This is a genomic window from Herbaspirillum robiniae (assembly GCF_002213415.1).
In the GTDB taxonomy this organism is placed as follows: Bacteria; Pseudomonadota; Gammaproteobacteria; order Burkholderiales; family Burkholderiaceae_D; genus Herbaspirillum; species Herbaspirillum robiniae.
Genome location: NZ_NJGU01000015.1, coordinates 39,437 through 56,620, shown reverse-complemented (window position 1 = coordinate 56,620; position 17,184 = coordinate 39,437). Strand labels below are relative to the sequence as shown.

Sequence of the window (17,184 nt, the reverse complement as noted above, 5' to 3'; positions counted from 1 at the left end):
CGTCAGAAGGAAAAATTGCTCAACACATCGGGCATGCCGCCCGCCACAGCCTCGGCCTCGCTTTCGGCCAGCTTGGCGGCATCCCAGATTTCGAAATGGCTGCCCATGCCCAGCAGCATCACGTCGCGCTGCAGGCCGACGGCCGCGCGCAGCTCGGGCGCGACCAGGATGCGGCCGGCGCTGTCGAGCTCGACGTCCTGGGCGTTGCCCAGGAAGATGCGCTGCCAGGCGCGGGCCGACATCGGCCATGCGGCGATCTGCTCGCGATGCGTCTCCCAGGTCGGGCGGGGAAAGAACAGCAGGCAGCCATGCGGGTGGCGCGTCAGCGTGGCGCGCCCTTCGCACTGCACAATCAGGGCGTCACGATGCTTGGCCGGAATGGTCATCCGTCCTTTGGCATCGAGATTGAGTGCTGACGCGCCCTGAAACACTGTGTTTTTCCTTCGCTCGCGGCGAGTGAGATTGCTGTTCATCGGTTTTCTGCGGCGGCGGAATGCAAATGAATTTGCAAAATGCCCCACAAAAAAACACTTTTTGACACTGCCGCCCACTTTAGAGGATGCACTAATACAGGTCAAGCGGTATACGTGAGGAAAAACCGGGATTTTGCCAATAAAGTCAAAGACTTAGCGCACATCCTTAAAACGCCGTCAGAGACAGTTTTTCGAGGAAAATGAAGGACTTAGGATTTACATTGAAGGTGCAACCTGAGATATACACATGTGTTTATCGACGAGATTGCTTAACGGCGCGGCTTTGCGCGCGATGCCGGGGCCGCTTCGGCTTCGATCGGGACGACTTTGGCGCACCATGTCGGGATGCGTATGTCCGGATGGATTTTGCGAGTGCGAAGAGAAATCGGAATTGATTTTGCGCCGCAACTTTGGTTCGAAGAATTCTGTAACCAACGCGTTTTTATTTTGACTTAATCGCCGACCTACTTTTACTATCCGATGTTTTGGAAATATCGAGAAAAAATGGGGCGCTTAAAAAAGCCGCTCAATCGCATCGATATTTTTCAATCGAGGCAGGATCCGATCATGCCAATCGGCTGAAAACGCAGATAGGGCTTGCGGATCCGCCGCATTCCAGTGCTAAAATCTCGGCACCTTAACAGTGAAAGGAATTTAAAAGTGAACAAATCTGAATTGGTTGACGTTATCGCCGCCGACACCGAGATCTCCAAGGCTGCAGCCCAGCGCGCGCTGGACTCCGTCATCGAGAACATCATCAAGGCCGTGACCAAGGGCGATACCGTGCAATTGGTTGGCTTCGGTTCCTTCTCGACCGGCAAGCGCGCTGCCCGCACCGGCCGTAACCCGCAAACCGGCGAAGAAATCAAGATCGCCGCTGCTACCACCGTGAAGTTCTCGGCTGGCAAGGCTTTCAAGGAAGCCGTGAACAAGAAGAAGAAATAATTCCCGAATTTGAATGCCATGAACCAGGTTCATGGCATTCAAATGGCAGCGGTTCCCTGCCGCCCCGTTCTTCCTGCTCCTTCCTGTTTTTGCCTGCACTACCCCCTCCGCATTACCCATCCCGCGCCCACGCGCAGTCCGTTTCACTCAGAGATAAGCCAGTTCCAGCGTCAGCGATCCATCGAGATTGGCGTCCTGCTTGAGCTCGCCCATGGCGTTGACCACCGGGCTGATGCGCAGCATGCCGCTGATGTCGGCAAACTCGCCCGGCGCCTGGCTGCCCCGGGCGGCCCAGCTGTTGGTCACGCCGTGGCGGATCTGGCCGCCGTGGCGCCTGATCCATCCGCTGCGCTCGCTGGACGCGGCGATGGTGTCCACCTCCTTGCCGTCGGCCGTGAAGCTTCCGGGCACGAAGCGCGCCTCATAACCGCCCAGGTCGCGCCCGAGGTCGCTGCCCAGACCGAAGATATCCTCGCGGCTGGCGGAACCGCCATCCGTCAATTCATCGCTGACGCCGCGGTCGGCGCTGTGCGCCTGGTTGTCGTGCGGCGTGACGCCGACCCGCATGCGCACATCGCAGGTGATGCTGAAGCGGAATTGCTGCGCCGGCAGGCTGAGGCGACGCCTGTTCTTGAAGGCGGCCGAGGAGATGCTCCCGAAATGGACGTGCGCGGCATGACCGAAGGATGGCAGGCAGGCCCCGGGCCGGATAGTGCCCGCCACCTTGAGCTCGGTCGGCGGAGAAGCGAGCGCTGCGGTACTGACAAGTGCAAAAAGAAAGACGACGACGGGCTGCCAGGAATGCATGTGAGACTCCGGAATGTTGATCGATGATGGATTGCTCGCCGGATCCTGCCGGCGAGCCGTGGAGATGTCCGGGCCGGCCGCAACGATCGGCCGGCGCTGCGGCGTGCGCAAGACCGTACTCAGAGGTATTGCACCTCCAGGGTCAGGGAGCCGTCCAGCGCCATGTCCTCGACGACCGCCAGCTGGTCCCGGTGCGCCAGCACCGCGCGCACGCGCAAGATGCCGGTAATGGAGGAATAGGCGCCCGGCACCAGGCTGCCCTGCGGCGCCCAGGCGCTGACCACGCCGTTGCGGATCTGGCCCGCGCCGCGCTTGCTCCAATTGTTGAGGGCGCCGCCGGCGGAAATGGTATCGACCTGCTGGCCGTCGGCCACGAAACTGCCCGGCACGAAGCTGGCCTCGTAGCCGCCCAGGCGTTTCTTGCCGACCGCGCCCAGGCCGAACAGGTCGGCTTCCGAGGTCCCTGCGCCCAAGCGCCTGGCAGCGTGCTGCAGCAAGCCGGGCGCGACCGAGCTGGCGCTGTTGTCCACCGGCTTCAGGCCGACCCGCACCGGCGCCTCGCAGCGGATGGAGATGGTGATGTCCTTGTCTTCCAGGCTGCCATGCTCGTCCAGTTGAGAAGATTTCACCGTTCCGAAATCCAGCTTGCCGCCGCCGGTGAGCTGCGGGTTGCAGGCGACCGGCTTGATGACGCCCGCGACCTTGAGCTCGGCGCTGGGTCCGGCGTGGGCAAGCTGGGCAATCGGGACACAGGCCGGAACGGCCAGGACGAGCAATGACGACTTTCTCATGAAAATGCCTCGCAGAAGGGAGTTGAGGATGCCGGCGCGCCGTTCGGGATCGCCGCCCGGCGTGCTGTGCTGCAACTCGGATTCTGGAGAATCAGGCCACGAACTTATATAAGAAAATTCTCAAAATCCCACCATCCCAGAGAAGGAAAATATCGAGATCAGCCAGACAAACTTGTCCATCTATCATCTTTCCCCGTCATTGCCGCCGCCATTTCAGCCGACGTCGCACGCCGTACCAACGTCGACCGCGGCAAAACCAGCACAGTTGTCTCACGCGCCCGCGGATACAGCCGCAAAGCGGCATTGCCGGCGCATTGAAGGTTTGCGTCCGGCCGCACGGCTCACTAGAATCGTTTTTGTACCAATTGGTACAAGTTAAAAAGAAGCGATCGAACCCGGCATCCGCCACCCATCCAACCGCCGGCCAGCCCGGCATGCACAGGAGCCACCATGAGCACTCCCGCACAACGCCCGCCGCTGCCCCCGTTCACCCGTGAAACCGCGATCCAGAAGGCGCGCGCCGCCGAAGACGCCTGGAATTCCTGCGACCCGCAGCGCGTCTCGCTGGCCTATACCGAAGACAGCCGCTGGCGCAATCGCGCCGACTTCGTCACCGGCCGCGCCGAGATCGTCGAATTCCTGACCCGCAAATGGAAGCGCGAGCAGGACTATCGCCTGATCAAGGAGATCTGGGCGTTCGAAGGCAACCGCATCGCGGTGCGCTTCGCTTACGAATGGCACGACGATTCCGGCAACTGGTTCCGCTCCTACGGCAACGAAAACTGGGAGTTCGACGAGAACGGCCTGATGCGCCTGCGGCATGCTTCGATCAACGACCTGCCCATCGCCGAATCCGAGCGCAAGTTCCATTGGGACCGCAAGGCCCCGCGTCCGGCCGACCATCCCGGCCTGTCCGACCTGGGACTCTGATGGCGGCGGCGGCATCGCCCAGGCCGGCGGGCAAGACCGCGGCCGAGCGCGCCGCGCTGGTGCCGGTGCTGGCCGAGGTGTTTCGCGCGCACGGCTACGAAGGCGCCAGCCTGGCGCGCATCACCGAGGGCACCGGCCTGGGCAAGGGCAGCCTTTACCACTACTTCCCAGCCGGCAAGGAAGAAATGGCGCAAGCGGTGCTGGCGCACATCGACCGCTGGTTCGAGCACAACGTGTTCGCGCCGCTGCGTGACGAGCACGATGCGGCCGCGGGCGTGGCGCGCATGTTCGACGAGTGCGCCAACTACTTCCTCTCGGGCCGCAAGGTCTGCATCGTCGGCGTGTTCGCCCTGTCGTCCACGCGCGACCGCTTTGCGCTGGCGGTGAAGAATTACTTCACCGCCTGGGCCGGCGCGCTGCACGGTGCGCTGCTGCGCGCCGGCCATGCCGAGCTGCCGGCGGCGGAACTGGCTGAAGACATCGTCGGCGCCATCCAGGGCGCGCTGGTGTTGGCGCGCGCGGTGGACGACCCGCAGGTCTTCACGCGCACGCTGGACCGGCTGCGCGCGCGGGCCTTGCGCAGCTGAGCCGGCCGCAATGCAAAACGCCGCCGCGCCGGATATCCGGCGCGGCGGCGTTTCATCTTGGGTCCGCTGCGTTACCCGGGTTCAGGCGCCCAGGTCGGCCAGCGGATGCTCTTCCCTCTTCCATGGATCGTCGAAGAAACCCTCCACCCACTCGGGCGCGGCCTCGGCCAGCGTGGCGTGCTGCCATTTCGGCTTCTGGTCCTTCTCGATGATCAGGGCGCGCACACCCTCCACGAAGTCCGCGCGCGCGGCGCAATGCAGCGACACCACGAACTCCAGCCGGAACACCTCGGCCAGCGACATGTGGCGCACGCGCTTTTGCAGCGCGTAACCCAGCCAGGCCGAGCCGGGCGAACCGGCGCGCAGGGTGCCGGCGGCCTTGAGCAGCCAGGCGTCTTCGGTCTGCAGCGAGAGGATGCCGTCGACGATCTCGGGCAGCGTCGGCTTGCGGCACAGCGCCTCGATCTGGTCGTAGTGGGAAATCAGGTTGGACGGCGCAAACGCGGTCACGCCGTCGTTGAGCGATGCGCTCTGGGCATCGGCCAGCACACGCTCGAGCAGCTCGGCGTCGTTGCCGCGCCCCCAGTCCTGCGCCAGCAGCGCATCGAACACCGATTGCTTGGACGCATGCGCCACGCGATAGTCGGCCAGCCCGGCGAACACCGCATCGGCCGAATTGAGCAAGGCGCCGGTCAGCGCCAGGAACACGCCGGTCTTGCCCGGCATGCGCGAGAGGAACCAGCTGCCGCCCACGTCCGGATACAGCCCGATGGTGATTTCCGGCATCGCCAGGCGCGACTTCTCGGTCACCACGCGATGGCTGCAGCCGGCCATGAGGCCGATGCCGCCGCCCATCACGATACCGTGGCCCCAGCACAGGATGGGCTTGCCGAAGGTGTGGATAAGATAATCCAGCCGGTATTCATGCTCGAAGAATTCGGCCGCGTAGCGGTTGCCGCGGATGTCGCCGCGTTCGGGCGAGGCGTGGTGCTCGCGCATGGTGCGGTACAGCTGCTGCAGGTCGCCGCCGGCGCAGAAGGCCTTCTCGCCCTGTGCCTGCAGGATCACCAGCGCCACCTCGGGATCGGCCTGCCACTTGCGCAGCTGCGGCGTGAGCAGGTCGACCATCTCCAGGGAGATGGCGTTGAGGGTCTTTTCGGAAGCGAGGGTGGCGACGCCGATGCGCAGGCCGTTTCTGGCGGCCAGCTCTTCAAACAAAACCGGTTGGTTCATGGTGCTCCTGACGTGTCTCTTGCGAAACCCGCAGTCGCCCGCGGGCCGCAGTATTGTTATGGAAGTGTGATGACCGCATGCCTCCGGCGTGGCGCCGGAAGCACGGGGAAATTCAATGAAGCAGGCCGGTAGGCCGGATTCTGTTACGGCGGTTGCCCGCTATGACAGCCATTCCTCTAGGCGCCGGATTGCCCCGGCGCTCAAGCTTTCTACCCGCACGCTCCGCGAGCAACATCATCGCGTGCCTATTTGAAATTGCTCCGGGTGGAGGTTACCGCGTTTCACCGTAACTAAATACGCTCGTCTCTGTGGCCCTATTCCTCGCCTTATGCCGGCTTGCACCGGTTTTCGGCGGACGGCCGTTAACCGTCACCCTGCTCTGTGGAGTCCGGACCTTCCTCCCGCCGCATCCTTGCGGATACGGCCAGCGGCTGTCTGGCCTGCATCAGCCGCTATTTTAACGCAGCACGGGCGTGCGCCTCCGAATTGCCTTCGCAAAACGGTTTTGCACAGGCGCACAAACGCTGCCCGAGGGCAATTCCGGGGCGCGAAAAAACGCATCGCCCGCTCAAGTCGTCCATGCGCGCGGCCGTTAAACCTCTTTACGAAAAGACATCGCCGGTGGGATCATCGACCGACGCCCGGCGCATCGACCGGGCCATGCATGGCGGCGAAAGGGGCATGATGCGCAAACGCCGGACACTACAGGGACTCGCCGCGCTGGGCCTGGCCGCGCTGGCCTCGCCGCGCGTACTTGCGCAGCAGGATGACGCGGTCGCCATCGGCTACGCAGGGCCGATCTCGGGCAGTTCCGGCAAGGTCGGCAAGAGCCAGCAGCATGCGGTCGAGCTGGCGCTGCAGGAGATCAACGCGCGCGGCCTGAAGATCGGCGGGCGCAAGATCGCCTTCAAGCTCGTCACCGGCGACGATCGCGGCGACGCCCGCACCGCCACGCTGATCGCCGACTACCTGGTGCGCTCGCGCGTGGCGGCCGTGATCGGCCACTGGAACACCGCCGCCAGCATGGCCGCCGCGCCCATCTACGCCGCCGCCGGCATCCCGCAGATTTCGCCCGGCTCCTCGGCCCGCCAGTTCACCGCCGAAGGGCGCCCCGGCGTGTTCCGCATCATCGGCCACGACGACGACGGCGGCGCCCACGCCGGCTCCTATGCGGCGCGCACGCTGGAGTCCAAGCGCATCGCGGTGATCGACGACGACTCCTCGTTCGGTCGCAACCTGGCGGCCACCTTCATCCGCAGCCTGCACGACAACGGCATGGACGCGGTCGCGCAGGAAAGCGTCAACGCCAAGACCTCGGATTTCAACCAGCAGCTCGGCCGCATCCGCACCAAAAATCCCGACCTGGTGTTCTTCGCCGGGCTCGGCGCGCAGGCCGCGATCCTGGCGCGCAACATGCGCCGCATGCACATCGACGCCACGCTGATGGCCGCCGACGGCACCGCCGGGCCACTGTTCATCGAACTGGCCGGCTCCGACGGCGTGGGCACGCTGGCGCTCGCACCCGGTCCCGCGGAAGAAAAAATGCCCGGCTGGAAAGCCTTCGAAAAGAAGTACAAGGCCCAGTTCGATGAAGACATCGAGCGCTTCGCGCCCTTCGCCTACGACGCCGCCCATGTGCTGGCCGCCGCCGCGCAGGAGGCCAACTCGACCGACGGCGCCCGGCTGACCGCGGCGCTGCACGCGATCCGCTACAACGGCCTGACTGGCAGCATCGCCTTCGACCGCGAAGGCAACCTGCGCAATGCCGGCTACACGATGTATGTGCTGCTGCAGGGCAAGTGGATGCCGGTGCGCGGCTTCGGCGGCGCGCGCTAGCGCCTGGCACGCTTTCTGCACCGGTACGGGAGCGCCGCCTGCGACAACGCGGGCACGCAGTGGGGAACATAAAGGGGGGGAAACGCATGAAACCGACACTCAGACGCGCCCTGTGCGCACTTTGCGCCTGCGCGGCGGCCCTGTGCGCGATGCCGCAAACCCATGCGGCGGGCGCCGGGGAAAAGGTGCCGATCGGACTTGCCGCGCCGCTGTCGGGGATTTCGGCGCTGTTCGGCCAGAGCTTTTCCATCGCCGCCCAGGTGGCCGTCGACCAGGCCAACCAGGCCGGCCTGACGATAGGCGGGCGCCGCGTCACGCTGGAGCTGGTGACGGCCGACGACCGCGGCGACGCGCGCTCGTCGGCGCTGGCGGCGCAGTACCTGATCAGGAGGAACGTGATCGGCGTGGTCGGCCACGGCATCACCGCCGCCAGCATGGCCGCCGCGCCGCTCTACAGCGAGGCCGGCGTGCCCATGATCACCGGCTCCTCCAGCAGCAAGGAGCTGACCGAACAAGGCTATCGCACGGTGTTTCGCACCATCGGCCACGACGATGCCGCCGCCGCGCAGGCGGCCCATTACATGTGGACCACGCTCAAGGCGCGGCGGGTAATCACGGTGGACGACGGCAGCGCCTTCGGCGTGCGGCTGGCGCGCCAGTTCGCGCAGGCCTTCGGCGCCGCCGGCGGCGTGGTGACCGCGCGGCGCACCGTCAACGACAAGACCTCCGACTTCAACGACCTGCTGTACGTGCTCAAGGCCCAGCAGGCCGACGCCGTCTTCTTCGGCGGCAGCGTGCGCCAGGCCGCCGAGCTGATGCGGGGAATGCGCCGCACCGGCGTCAACTCGCGCCTGATGACAGGATCCAACGGCGCCGCCGACCGGCAGTTCCTCGACATCACCGGCCCGGCCGGCGAAGGCGCGCTGAGCATCGAACCCGGCGTGCCGGCCGAGCGCATGCCCGGCTGGAAACAGTTCGCCGAAGCCTACGCCAGGCGCGGCGACACGCCGATGTCGACCTTCTCGCCCTTCGTCTACGACGCCACCCAGGCGCTGATCGCGGCCATGAAGCTGGCCGACTCGACCGATCCGGCCAGGGTCACGCAGGCGCTGCACAAGTTGCGCCTGCCGGGCCTGACCGGGCGCATCGCCTTCGACGAGCACGGCGACCTGTTAGATCCGTCCTATACGATCTATGAAGTCAGGCAGATGCGCTGGACGGCGCAGCGGCCGGCCGAACCGGCGAAGTGACATCATGCCGATTCAGCATGAGACACCCTGAGGCATTCTTCGTATAGTGGCCCGACGGGAAAGAAGCCTGCGCCGCGCGTTGCCGGCGATGCCGCACAGGCAGGGCTTCGCAGTGATCCACATCGAATCAACAAGACACCATGCATATCTGTGTATTGGGCGCCGGCGTGATCGGCGTCACCACCGCCTGGCGGCTGCTGCAGGATGGCCATCAGGTCACCCTGATCGACGGCCGCGACCAGGCCGGCGCCGGCACCAGCCTGGGCAACGGCGCGCAGCTGAGCTATTCCTACGTCGCACCGCTGGCCGATCCCTCGGTGTGGTCCAAGTGGGCCTATTACATGTTCGACAGCGAATCGCCGCTGACCATGAAGCCCACGCTCGACCCCGCCCAATACCGCTGGCTGTTCGAGTTCCTGCGCTGCTGCAATGCCGAGCGCGTGCGCCGCACCACCATCGACCTGTTGCAGCTGGCCTTCCTGAGCCGCGGCGAACTCACGCAATGGAGCGCCCAGCTGGGCCTGCAATACGACCACCAGACCTCGGGCAAGCTGGTGATGTACACCGACCCCGCCGCACTGGAAGGCGCGCGCAAGCAGGTGCAGTTCCAGTCGCAATACGGCTGCCAGCAGCAGGTGCTGGACGCCGCCGCCTGCATCGCCATCGAACCGGCGCTGGGCAAGTCGCAGCGCAACTGGGCCGGCGGCGTCCACACCCCGAGCGAAGAAGCCGGCGACTGTCCGCAGTTCTGCCGCGGCCTGGTCGACGCCATGCAGGGCCAACCGGGATTTCGTTTCATCACCGGCGCCCGGGTCGCCAATGTGCGCATGCAGACCGGTGCGCTGCGCGCGGTGCAGGCCGGCAACGAATGGCTGGAGGCCGAACGCTTCGTCCTGTCGTTCGGCCCCGAGAGCCCGGAGTTCGCGCGCCGCGTCGGCCTGAAGCTGCCGCTCTATCCGCTCAAGGGCTACAGCATCACCGTGCCGCTGGACGACGCCGCCACCCGCGCCGCCGCCCCCACGGTCTCGATCACCGACATCTCGCGCAAGATCGTCTATGCCCGCCTGGGCGAACGCCTGCGCGTGGCCGGCCGCATCGAGCTGGTGGGAATGGATCGCGGCATCCCGCAGCGCGCCGTCGACGAACTCAAGAACGGCGTACGCGAACTCTTCCCCGGCTGCGCGCTGGGCGAAGACGCCTCGCTGTCGCCGTGGACGGGTTTCCGTCCCGCCACGCCCAGCGGCGTGCCCATCGTCGGCGCCTCGCCGGTGAAGAACCTGTTGCTCAACCTGGGCCAGGGCGCGCTGGGCTGGACGCTGGCCTGCGGCAGCGCGACGCTGCTGGCCGACCATGTCGCAGGCCGCCGCCCGGCCATCGACGACAGTCCCTTCCGCTACGCCGCCTGAAGAAGTTTCATGCCCGGCTGAGAAGCTTTCACCGTGGCCCGCAATGGCGCACCGCTGCTGGCGGCGCGCCATTTTTTCATGCGTCGCCGCCCTGCACGCGCGCCGCGTTGCGTCTACCATAGGGTGATGCCGCCACTGCGGCCGACCGAACAACAACCGACGGAGACTGAACATGCGGGAAAACCGGCTGCGCACCCTGTTCGCGCAAAAGAAGCTGGCCTTGAGCGGCTGGGTGTCGATGGGCAATTCGCTGCTGGCCGAGGTGGTGGCCAACGGCGGCTACGACGCCGTGACGGTGGACCTGCAACACGGCCTGTTCTCGGTCGAGTCGGCCATCCCGATGCTGCAGGCGATTTCCACCACCGACGCGGTGCCGCTGGTGCGCTGCTCGGAAAACAGCCTGGGCGAGATCAACAAGCTGCTCGACGCCGGCGCCTACGGCGTGATCTGCCCGCTGATCAACACCGCCGACGACGCCGAACGCTTCGTGCGCGCCTGCCATTATTCCCCGCGCGGCGGACGCAGCTACGGCCCGGCGCGCGGCTTCATGTACGGCGGCCCGGACTACTTCACCCACGCCAACCGCACCATCCTGACGCTGGCCATGATCGAGACCAACGAGGGCTACGCCAACGCCGAGGCCATCCTGCAGGTGCCGGACCTGGACGGCATCTTCATCGGCCCCAGCGACCTGGCCATCGAAATGGGCCTGGCGCCGGACGCCTACGAGACCCGCGAACTCAACGACGCCATCCGCACGCTGGTGGCGCTGGCGCAAAAGCACGGCAAGTACGTCGGCATCTTCGCCGGCACCATGGACATGGCGCAGCGCATGAAGGAGTTCGGCATGGACCTGGTGGTGCCCGGCACCGACATCCAGCAGATCAAGGCCGAAGGCGCGCGCCGCATCGCCGCGCTGCGCTGAGCGGCGGGGCCCGGTGCTCGGGGCCGGTGCCGCCGAATATCTTCGACTCAAGACTTCGCGATTGCCGAAAGGCAATTCGCGCAAGTATCGCAATGCGCCCCGACGCGGCAACGAAAGCGGCGCGAAGTTAATTTGAGAATAGTCTTATATGACGCCCCCACCCCGCTCCGGATAATCCATCGGCAACGGGGATCAGCCGGTATGGAGCTGCTCCCGCCCAGGAGCCGCCATGCCGACCAACACCGCCACACCGACAGCCGCCCGCCGCAAGGGCACCCTCATCGCGCGCGCCATGCGCAGCGACATCACCTGGCTTGCCGGCTGCGTGCTGGCCATCGCGGGCGCGCTGCAGCTGGCCGGCGTAGCCGCCTCGCGCTACGTCGAGTCGAGCCGGCCGGTCGTCGCGCCATCGGCCGGGGCCGGCATCGAGCAGGCCGGCAATGAACTGCTGTACCGCGCCTGCGTGCGCGAAGCGCGCCTGAAGTCGCTGCCGGTCAAACCCTATCCGCAGGAAAGCCAAAGCGTGAGCTTCATCCATGAAGGCAAGCGCCTGCTGCGCGAGACCGAAACGCTGGAAGCCGACGTCAGCGACATGAGCGTGGACAACGGCTGCCAGGTAAAGCTGCAGCGGCACGTCCGCACGGAGCCTGCGCCGTCGGCCGCATTCACCGACAGCGTGCGCAAGATGGCGATGCGCGACAAGGCCCGCGAACGCCTGGCCATCCGCATGGACGACGCCCGCCCTGGCGCCGATGAGGCAGCCTGCAAACCGCAGCGCGACATGGCGCTGCAAAGCCACTACATGCTGCTCAGCCTGTGCATGGTCGAACGCCGACAGAGCGGCAACGCGGCCAAGGACGCGCCCCGGGCCAACAAGCGCGCCCGACGGCTGCCGTCGACCTGAGGCGCCCACGCAAACAAAAAAAGCCGCGACCTGATGTCGCGGCTTTTTTCATGCAGGTTGCTTGGGCCAGTCTCAGCCCTTCGCCAACCGTCCGAACAAGGGATAGTTGGGATCGTTGTAGCCGTGCGTGGAAGCGTGGCCGGGCGTGACCAGCTCATCGACCAGCGCTTCTTCCTCGGCGCTGATCTTCAGGTCCACGGCGTCGTAATAGTCTTCCATCTGCGCCAGCGTGCGCGGCCCGGCGATGACGCTGCTCACGGCCGAGTTGGCCAGCACCCAGGCGGTGGCGAACTGGCCCAGCTTGACGCCGCGCGCCTCGCAGTGCTTCTGCAGCGTCTGCGCGATCACCAGCGACTCTTCACGGAACTCGGTTTCCATCATGCGCTTGTCGCCGCGGCCGGCGCGCGTGCCTTCGGCCGGCTTCTGGCCGGGCTGGTACTTGCCGGTCAGCACGCCGCGCGCGATCGGGCTGTAGGGCACCACGCCCAGGCCGTAGCTGGCGCAGGCCGGCAGGATCTCCACTTCCGGCTGGCGGTTCAGCAGGTTGTAGTAGGGCTGGCACACCAGCGGCAGCGGCACGCCGTTCTTCTCGCACAGGCGCACGATCTCGGCGATGCGCCAGCCGCGGAAATTGGACACGCCGAAGCCGCGGATCTTGCCCGCGCGGATCAGGTCGCCCAGCGATTGCACCGCCTCTTCCAGGTTCTCGCCCTGGAAGTCGCGGTGCATGTAGAGGATGTCGAGATAGTCGGTATCCAGGCGGCGCAGGATGTTGTCGGTCTCGCGGTAGATCCAGCTGCGCGAATAGTGCGACTCGTTGGGCGCGTCGCCCATCGAGTTGCCCAGCTTGCTGGCCAGCACCCACTGGTGGCGCTGCCCGCGCAGCAGCTTGCCGACGATCTCCTCGGATTTGCCCTTGGTGTAGACGTCGGCGGTGTCGATGAAGTTGATGCCGTGTTCGCGCGCCGAGGCGACGATGCGGCCGGACTCTTCGAAGTCGGTCTGGTCGCCGAACATCATGGAACCCAGACACAGTGCCGAAACCTTGAGGTTGCTCTTGCCGAGGCGGCGATATTGCATGATCGATCTCCGTAGCGATGATGGTGTTGGTGGATGCGAGCGACGATTCTAGCGCCTTGCGCGCAAGGCTGCCGGCGGCGCCTCACAGCACCGGCGCTTCCTCTTCCAGCCAGCGGCGCTTGTCGCGCAGCGGCGGCGCGCCGAACAGGCGGCTGTATTCGCGGCTGAACTGCGAGGAACTCTCGTAGCCGACCGTGTGCGCGGCCATGGCCACGCTCATGTCGGCCGTCAGGATCAGCTTGCGCGCTTCCTGCAGGCGCAGGTTCTTCTGGTATTGCAGCGGACTCATCGCCGTCACCAGCTTGAAGTGATGGTGCAGCGAGGACACGCTCATGTGCACGTCGCGCGCGATGTCTTCCACCCGCAGCGGCTGGTCGTAGCCGTCCTTCATCAGGCGGATGGCCTTGGCGATGCGGTTCATCTGGCTGTCCTGCAGCACGGTCTGGCGCAGCAGCGCACCCTGGCCGTTCATCAGCAGGCGATAAAGAATCTCGCGCCGGATCATCGGCGCCAGGATGGGGATGTCGCGCGGCGACTCGTGCAGGCGCAACAGGCGCAGCACCGCGTCCAGCAACTCGGCGTCGAGCCGGTTGACGTACATGCCGCGCGCGGCGGTGTCGGCCGCGATCGCCTGCGGCAGGTGCTCGTCGCCGATCAGCGCGCCGATCTCGCGGGTGTCCAGCTCCAGGCGCAAGCCCAGATAGGGCTCTTCCGGGCTGGAGACGGTCACCTTGCCCACCACCGGCAGGTCGACCGAGGCCACCAGATAGTGCATGGGATCGTATTCGTAGACTTCGTCGCCGATGAAGAGGCGCTTGGAGCCCTGGGCGATGACCGCGAAGACCGGTTTTTGCACCGCGTGCTTGGGGCCTGTGGGGCAGGTGATGCGGTAGATGTCCAGGCCCTCGATGGCGGTGGCGAGCGTGCCTTCGATGCCTTCGGTATAGCGGCCGATCAGGTGCAGCAGCTCGCGCTGCATGGCGACGAAGCGCGCATCGTCACCGTCGTCGCCGGCGATGACCGGCAGGGCGTGGGCGGCAGGCTCGACTGAACCGGCGGCGGGTTCGAAGACGGCGTGTTCGTTCAGGTCCATGACGCTTCCTTTCAATGAGGTGCCAGCTTAGCGCAACCAGGCGATTTGCCCGATTCTACGCCCACACACTCGCAGGAATAGGCAAAAATCTAGCAGGATTAGGTATGCTCGCGATCCGTAGCGGGGATGATCATGCCTGCCACAGCCTGCTTTTCATCAAAAGACCGCGGAAGAGCTCAATAATAAGGCGGAGCCTCAAAACTGCCCAATTGTCGCCCATTTGCAGGATCAGGCAGGAAATCCGCAGCTTTCGGCACGAAACATTTGCTGCGTTCCAGCATAATCTCGTCACGCCAAGAGCGATAAATTCACGATGGAATCCGTGCCGGCCGCCTGCAGGGCGAGCACCGCAGCCACGCCATCGACCCCGGCCATGACGGCCGCCGCGCAGTACCCGTTGCACCCGCAGCACCTGCTACATCCATACCCGGCACAGACCAGCGCGCCGCTTCTTCAAACCCGATTTCCAGGATCTTCACCGACATCGCGCCGGCGGGGATGACGCTTTTCCGATTCACGCGGACCGCCTCGCGCGGCCTGCGGGGAGCAGTGCCGGCGCGAGCAAACTGAAGCAAGCAAAGGAGGCCAGCGATGCATCACACCAGCCCGATTGGAAAACAGCCCTCAGAACACGCTCTCGGCGATGTTGTGCTGTTCGACCACGTTGCGCACGGTGGTCGGCTCGTCCTTGGTAACGAAGCGGCACTCGCCCTCGACCATTTCCATGCCCATGGTGCAGGCCTTGTGCAGCGGACAGGTGGAGAACAGTTCGGCGACCCAGTCGACGAAGGCGCGCACCTTGGGCGAGAGATGGCGGTTGTGCAGGTAGACCACGGAAATCGGCAGCGCCGAGGGCTTCCACTGCGACAGCACCTCGACCAGGCGGCCCTCTTCGATATGGCGCATGACCATGTACAAGGGCGCCTGCACCATGCCGAAGCCCTGCAGCGCGCACTCGACGTAGGCGTCGCCGTCGTTGACGGAGAGCTTGCCGTCCATCTTGACCTCGCGCGTGACGCCCTCGACCACGAAGTCCCAGTCGATGGTGCGGCCGGTGCGGCTGGAGAAGTAGTGCACCGACTTGTGGCTTTGCAGGTCTTCGATGGTGTGCGGCACGCCGTGGCGCTCGAGATAGGACGGCGCGGCGCAGGTGACGGTCTGGAAGGTACCGATGCGGCGCGCGACCATGGACGAATCCTGCAGCTCGCCGATGCGGATCACGCAGTCGACCGCCTCCTGGACCATGTCCACGGGACGGTCGCCCATGCCCATGACCAGTTCGATGTCCGGGTACTTGGTATAGAAGTCGCACAGGTTGGGCAACAGCATCAGCCGGCCGATGGAGGCCGGCACGTCGATGCGCAGCCGGCCCTGCGGGCCGCGCGTGACGTTGCTGAACGACTGCTCGGTCTCGGCCACGTCGGCCAGGATGCGCACGCAGCGCTCGTAGTAGGCGGCGCCGTCGGGCGTCAGGCTGATGCGGCGCGTGGTGCGGTTCAGCAGGCGCACGCGCAGCATGCCTTCAAGACCCTGGATGATGGTGGTGACGGTGGTGCGCGGCAGGTTCAGATTGTCCGCCGCTCGCGTGAAACTGTTGGCATCCACCACAGCGGTAAACACCTGCATGGCCTGAAAACGGTCCATCGCTCTCTCCTTTGGGCCGCCCGTTCGGCTGGCGCCGGGGCGGCAAGCGGGGGCGCATGCAATGCCGGTATGCACAGCGCGCCGCCCCCGGCGCGCCGGCTTGCCTTGACTGGATGGCTGAACGCTTATTGCAGCGAACACCATGGCAATTCCCTACAAATTACGCCAACGGAGAATAAATTCAAGTTTCTCCCGCAGGGCTGGGACCGGCTGTCGAAGGCCCTGACCGGCGGCGTCGACCTCGTCTTCAGCGTCCTCTTGGGCCGTATTCTGACGAATATTGATGCCGCGATTGTTCGGAGTTGGCGAACAGTGTTGTTGGATTATATGTGTTTATTTGAGACCGTGCTGTGGCGCACAATCCGCTTCAACTTAGGACAGGTGGCTTCGGCCCAGGCGCTCATCATGCAAGGCTCGCATTCGATCAACATCCGCAACTTCTTCGTTCCCGGCCCGCTGGGACGCATCCCCGTGCGTCTCTACGACCCGGCGCCGCAAGAGGCCGCCGACGGCGAGAAACGCCCGCTGGTGATGTATTTCCACGGCGGCGGCTTCGTCGGCGGCTCGCTGGACGACGCCGACGCGCCGGCCAGTTTCATCGCCCGTTACAGCAACAGCGTGGTGCTGTCGGTCGGCTATTCGCTGGCCCCGGCCAAGCCGTTCCCGGCCGCCCCGGAAGACGCCTACGCCGCCGCCGTCTGGGCCTGCAAGAACGCCGATGAACTCAACGTCGACGTCGACCGCATGGTCGCCGCCGGCGACGATGCCGGCGGCGGACTGGCGGTGAGCCTGACGCTGATGACGCGCGACCGCTGCCAGAAACCGCTGGCCGCGCAGGTGCTGATCAGCCCCATGCTCGACCCCAGCATGCGCATGGTGGGCGACGCCGCCCGCCTGAAGTCGGACCTGACCGCCGAAAAGTGCGCCGCCTTCTACCGCCAGTACCTGCCGCAGACCATGCAGCGCCTGCACCCATATGCCGCGCCGCTGGAAGTGAGCCGCCTGGCGGGCCTGCCGGCCGCCTTCATCGCCACCGCCGAGCGCGACGTGCTGTGCCCGGAGGCCGAGAAATATGCGTCCAGCCTGATCCTGGCCGGCGTGCACACGCAAGTGTCGCGCTTTGCCGGCATCACGCACGGCGCGCTGCGTACGCATATCCCGCTGCTGAAAGAAATCGTGAATTTCCTGCGCTGCCGCTTCGCCCGCGGGCATCGCGACGATGACAACAACACCGACTACACCCCGTTCAACCTGCAACCATCTCCCACTCTCTGAGGACA

At 65.5% G+C, this 17,184-nt stretch carries 16 protein-coding genes and 1 other RNA gene; 9 read left to right on the top strand and 8 right to left on the bottom strand.

What is annotated here, in order from left to right:
• Positions 1-2: 2 nt before the first annotated feature.
• Positions 3-431 carry a division/cell wall cluster transcriptional repressor MraZ gene (gene mraZ / locus CEJ42_RS22030; protein WP_079217122.1) on the bottom strand — a complete coding sequence of 143 codons (429 nt, stop codon included), beginning with the start codon at positions 429-431 and terminating at the stop codon, positions 3-5.
• A 702-nt stretch (positions 432-1,133) separates the two neighbouring features.
• Here mraZ and CEJ42_RS22025 point away from each other — a divergent pair.
• Positions 1,134-1,418 carry an HU family DNA-binding protein gene (locus tag CEJ42_RS22025; RefSeq protein WP_006465510.1) on the top strand — a complete coding sequence of 95 codons (285 nt, stop codon included), beginning with the start codon at positions 1,134-1,136 and terminating at the stop codon, positions 1,416-1,418.
• A 147-nt stretch (positions 1,419-1,565) separates the two neighbouring features.
• On the opposite strand, the gene CEJ42_RS22020 is transcribed toward CEJ42_RS22025, so the two are convergent.
• On the bottom strand, positions 1,566-2,336 hold the full coding sequence (locus CEJ42_RS22020; RefSeq protein ID WP_129587820.1) for a DUF1120 domain-containing protein: 771 nt from the start codon (positions 2,334-2,336) through the stop codon (positions 1,566-1,568).
• An 8-nt stretch (positions 2,337-2,344) separates the two neighbouring features.
• Positions 2,345-3,016: a DUF1120 domain-containing protein gene (locus CEJ42_RS22015; RefSeq protein ID WP_129587819.1), complete on the bottom strand. Its 672-nt coding sequence runs from the start codon at positions 3,014-3,016 to the stop codon at positions 2,345-2,347.
• A gap of 450 nt (positions 3,017-3,466) precedes the next feature.
• Between CEJ42_RS22015 and CEJ42_RS22010 the strand changes: the two genes are divergently transcribed.
• Together CEJ42_RS22010 and CEJ42_RS22005 are read left to right on the top strand one after the other, a co-directional pair.
• Positions 3,467-3,946: a nuclear transport factor 2 family protein gene (locus CEJ42_RS22010; protein WP_079217125.1), complete on the top strand. Its 480-nt coding sequence runs from the start codon at positions 3,467-3,469 to the stop codon at positions 3,944-3,946.
• Positions 3,946-4,533 (top strand): TetR/AcrR family transcriptional regulator, encoded by a 588-nt coding sequence (locus CEJ42_RS22005; RefSeq protein ID WP_088752562.1) that lies wholly within the window; start codon positions 3,946-3,948, stop codon positions 4,531-4,533. Before CEJ42_RS22010 ends, CEJ42_RS22005 begins: the two co-directional genes overlap by 1 nt.
• 81 nt (positions 4,534-4,614) lie before the next feature.
• Here the strand turns inward: CEJ42_RS22005 and CEJ42_RS22000 are convergent, their stop codons facing one another.
• Both CEJ42_RS22000 and rnpB read right to left on the bottom strand, forming a co-directional pair.
• Positions 4,615-5,766: an enoyl-CoA hydratase/isomerase family protein gene (locus CEJ42_RS22000; RefSeq protein WP_088752561.1), complete on the bottom strand. Its 1,152-nt coding sequence runs from the start codon at positions 5,764-5,766 to the stop codon at positions 4,615-4,617.
• 113 nt (positions 5,767-5,879) lie between these two features.
• Positions 5,880-6,213: RNase P RNA component class A (rnpB, locus tag CEJ42_RS21995), an RNA gene on the bottom strand.
• A gap of 234 nt (positions 6,214-6,447) precedes the next feature.
• On the opposite strand from rnpB, the gene CEJ42_RS21990 reads away from it, so the two are divergent.
• The 5 genes from CEJ42_RS21990 to CEJ42_RS21970 all read left to right on the top strand — a co-directional run bounded on the left by CEJ42_RS21990 (position 6,448) and on the right by CEJ42_RS21970 (position 12,087).
• The gene (locus tag CEJ42_RS21990) at positions 6,448-7,602 is read left to right on the top strand and encodes a branched-chain amino acid ABC transporter substrate-binding protein (protein WP_243397926.1); all 1,155 of its coding nucleotides are present in this window, start codon (positions 6,448-6,450) and stop codon (positions 7,600-7,602) included.
• 86 nt (positions 7,603-7,688) lie between these two features.
• Positions 7,689-8,852, top strand: a complete 1,164-nt coding sequence (locus tag CEJ42_RS21985; protein ID WP_088752560.1) for a branched-chain amino acid ABC transporter substrate-binding protein — start codon at positions 7,689-7,691, stop codon at positions 8,850-8,852.
• Positions 8,853-8,992: 140 nt separating this feature from the next.
• Positions 8,993-10,258 carry a D-amino acid dehydrogenase gene (locus CEJ42_RS21980; protein WP_088752559.1) on the top strand — a complete coding sequence of 422 codons (1,266 nt, stop codon included), beginning with the start codon at positions 8,993-8,995 and terminating at the stop codon, positions 10,256-10,258.
• A 172-nt stretch (positions 10,259-10,430) separates the two neighbouring features.
• A complete protein-coding gene (locus CEJ42_RS21975; RefSeq protein ID WP_079217129.1) occupies positions 10,431-11,183 on the top strand; it encodes an HpcH/HpaI aldolase family protein in 753 nt (250 codons plus the stop codon).
• A gap of 229 nt (positions 11,184-11,412) precedes the next feature.
• Positions 11,413-12,087 carry a hypothetical protein gene (locus tag CEJ42_RS21970; protein ID WP_088752558.1) on the top strand — a complete coding sequence of 225 codons (675 nt, stop codon included), beginning with the start codon at positions 11,413-11,415 and terminating at the stop codon, positions 12,085-12,087.
• Between the two features lie 72 nt (positions 12,088-12,159).
• On the opposite strand, the gene CEJ42_RS21965 is transcribed toward CEJ42_RS21970, so the two are convergent.
• The 3 genes from CEJ42_RS21965 to CEJ42_RS21955 form a co-directional block, all read right to left on the bottom strand.
• Positions 12,160-13,167 (bottom strand): aldo/keto reductase, encoded by a 1,008-nt coding sequence (locus tag CEJ42_RS21965; RefSeq protein WP_088752557.1) that lies wholly within the window; start codon positions 13,165-13,167, stop codon positions 12,160-12,162.
• A gap of 82 nt (positions 13,168-13,249) precedes the next feature.
• On the bottom strand, positions 13,250-14,260 hold the full coding sequence (locus CEJ42_RS21960; RefSeq protein WP_079217132.1) for an AraC family transcriptional regulator: 1,011 nt from the start codon (positions 14,258-14,260) through the stop codon (positions 13,250-13,252).
• A 624-nt stretch (positions 14,261-14,884) separates the two neighbouring features.
• Positions 14,885-15,904 (bottom strand): LysR family transcriptional regulator, encoded by a 1,020-nt coding sequence (locus CEJ42_RS21955; RefSeq protein WP_079217133.1) that lies wholly within the window; start codon positions 15,902-15,904, stop codon positions 14,885-14,887.
• Positions 15,905-16,309: 405 nt separating this feature from the next.
• On the opposite strand from CEJ42_RS21955, the gene CEJ42_RS21950 reads away from it, so the two are divergent.
• Positions 16,310-17,179 (top strand): alpha/beta hydrolase, encoded by an 870-nt coding sequence (locus CEJ42_RS21950; protein WP_243397925.1) that lies wholly within the window; start codon positions 16,310-16,312, stop codon positions 17,177-17,179.
• Positions 17,180-17,184: the final 5 nt, after the last annotated feature.

Excerpts from the sequence above, each read along its gene's own strand:
- CEJ42_RS22015 (WP_129587819.1), bottom strand. The coding sequence starts at position 3,016 with ATGAGAAAGTCGTCATTGCTCGTCCTGGCCGTTCCGGCCTGTGTCCCG.
- CEJ42_RS22010 (WP_079217125.1), top strand. The coding sequence starts at position 3,467 with ATGAGCACTCCCGCACAACGCCCGCCGCTGCCCCCGTTCACCCGTGAA.
- CEJ42_RS22005 (WP_088752562.1), top strand. The coding sequence starts at position 3,946 with ATGGCGGCGGCGGCATCGCCCAGGCCGGCGGGCAAGACCGCGGCCGAG.
- CEJ42_RS22000 (WP_088752561.1), bottom strand. The coding sequence starts at position 5,766 with ATGAACCAACCGGTTTTGTTTGAAGAGCTGGCCGCCAGAAACGGCCTG.
- CEJ42_RS21990 (WP_243397926.1), top strand. The coding sequence starts at position 6,448 with ATGATGCGCAAACGCCGGACACTACAGGGACTCGCCGCGCTGGGCCTG.
- CEJ42_RS21985 (WP_088752560.1), top strand. The coding sequence starts at position 7,689 with ATGAAACCGACACTCAGACGCGCCCTGTGCGCACTTTGCGCCTGCGCG.
- CEJ42_RS21980 (WP_088752559.1), top strand. The coding sequence starts at position 8,993 with ATGCATATCTGTGTATTGGGCGCCGGCGTGATCGGCGTCACCACCGCC.
- CEJ42_RS21975 (WP_079217129.1), top strand. The coding sequence starts at position 10,431 with ATGCGGGAAAACCGGCTGCGCACCCTGTTCGCGCAAAAGAAGCTGGCC.
- CEJ42_RS21970 (WP_088752558.1), top strand. The coding sequence starts at position 11,413 with ATGCCGACCAACACCGCCACACCGACAGCCGCCCGCCGCAAGGGCACC.
- CEJ42_RS21965 (WP_088752557.1), bottom strand. The coding sequence starts at position 13,167 with ATGCAATATCGCCGCCTCGGCAAGAGCAACCTCAAGGTTTCGGCACTG.
- CEJ42_RS21960 (WP_079217132.1), bottom strand. The coding sequence starts at position 14,260 with ATGGACCTGAACGAACACGCCGTCTTCGAACCCGCCGCCGGTTCAGTC.
- CEJ42_RS21955 (WP_079217133.1), bottom strand. The coding sequence starts at position 15,904 with ATGGACCGTTTTCAGGCCATGCAGGTGTTTACCGCTGTGGTGGATGCC.
- CEJ42_RS21950 (WP_243397925.1), top strand. The coding sequence starts at position 16,310 with ATGCAAGGCTCGCATTCGATCAACATCCGCAACTTCTTCGTTCCCGGC.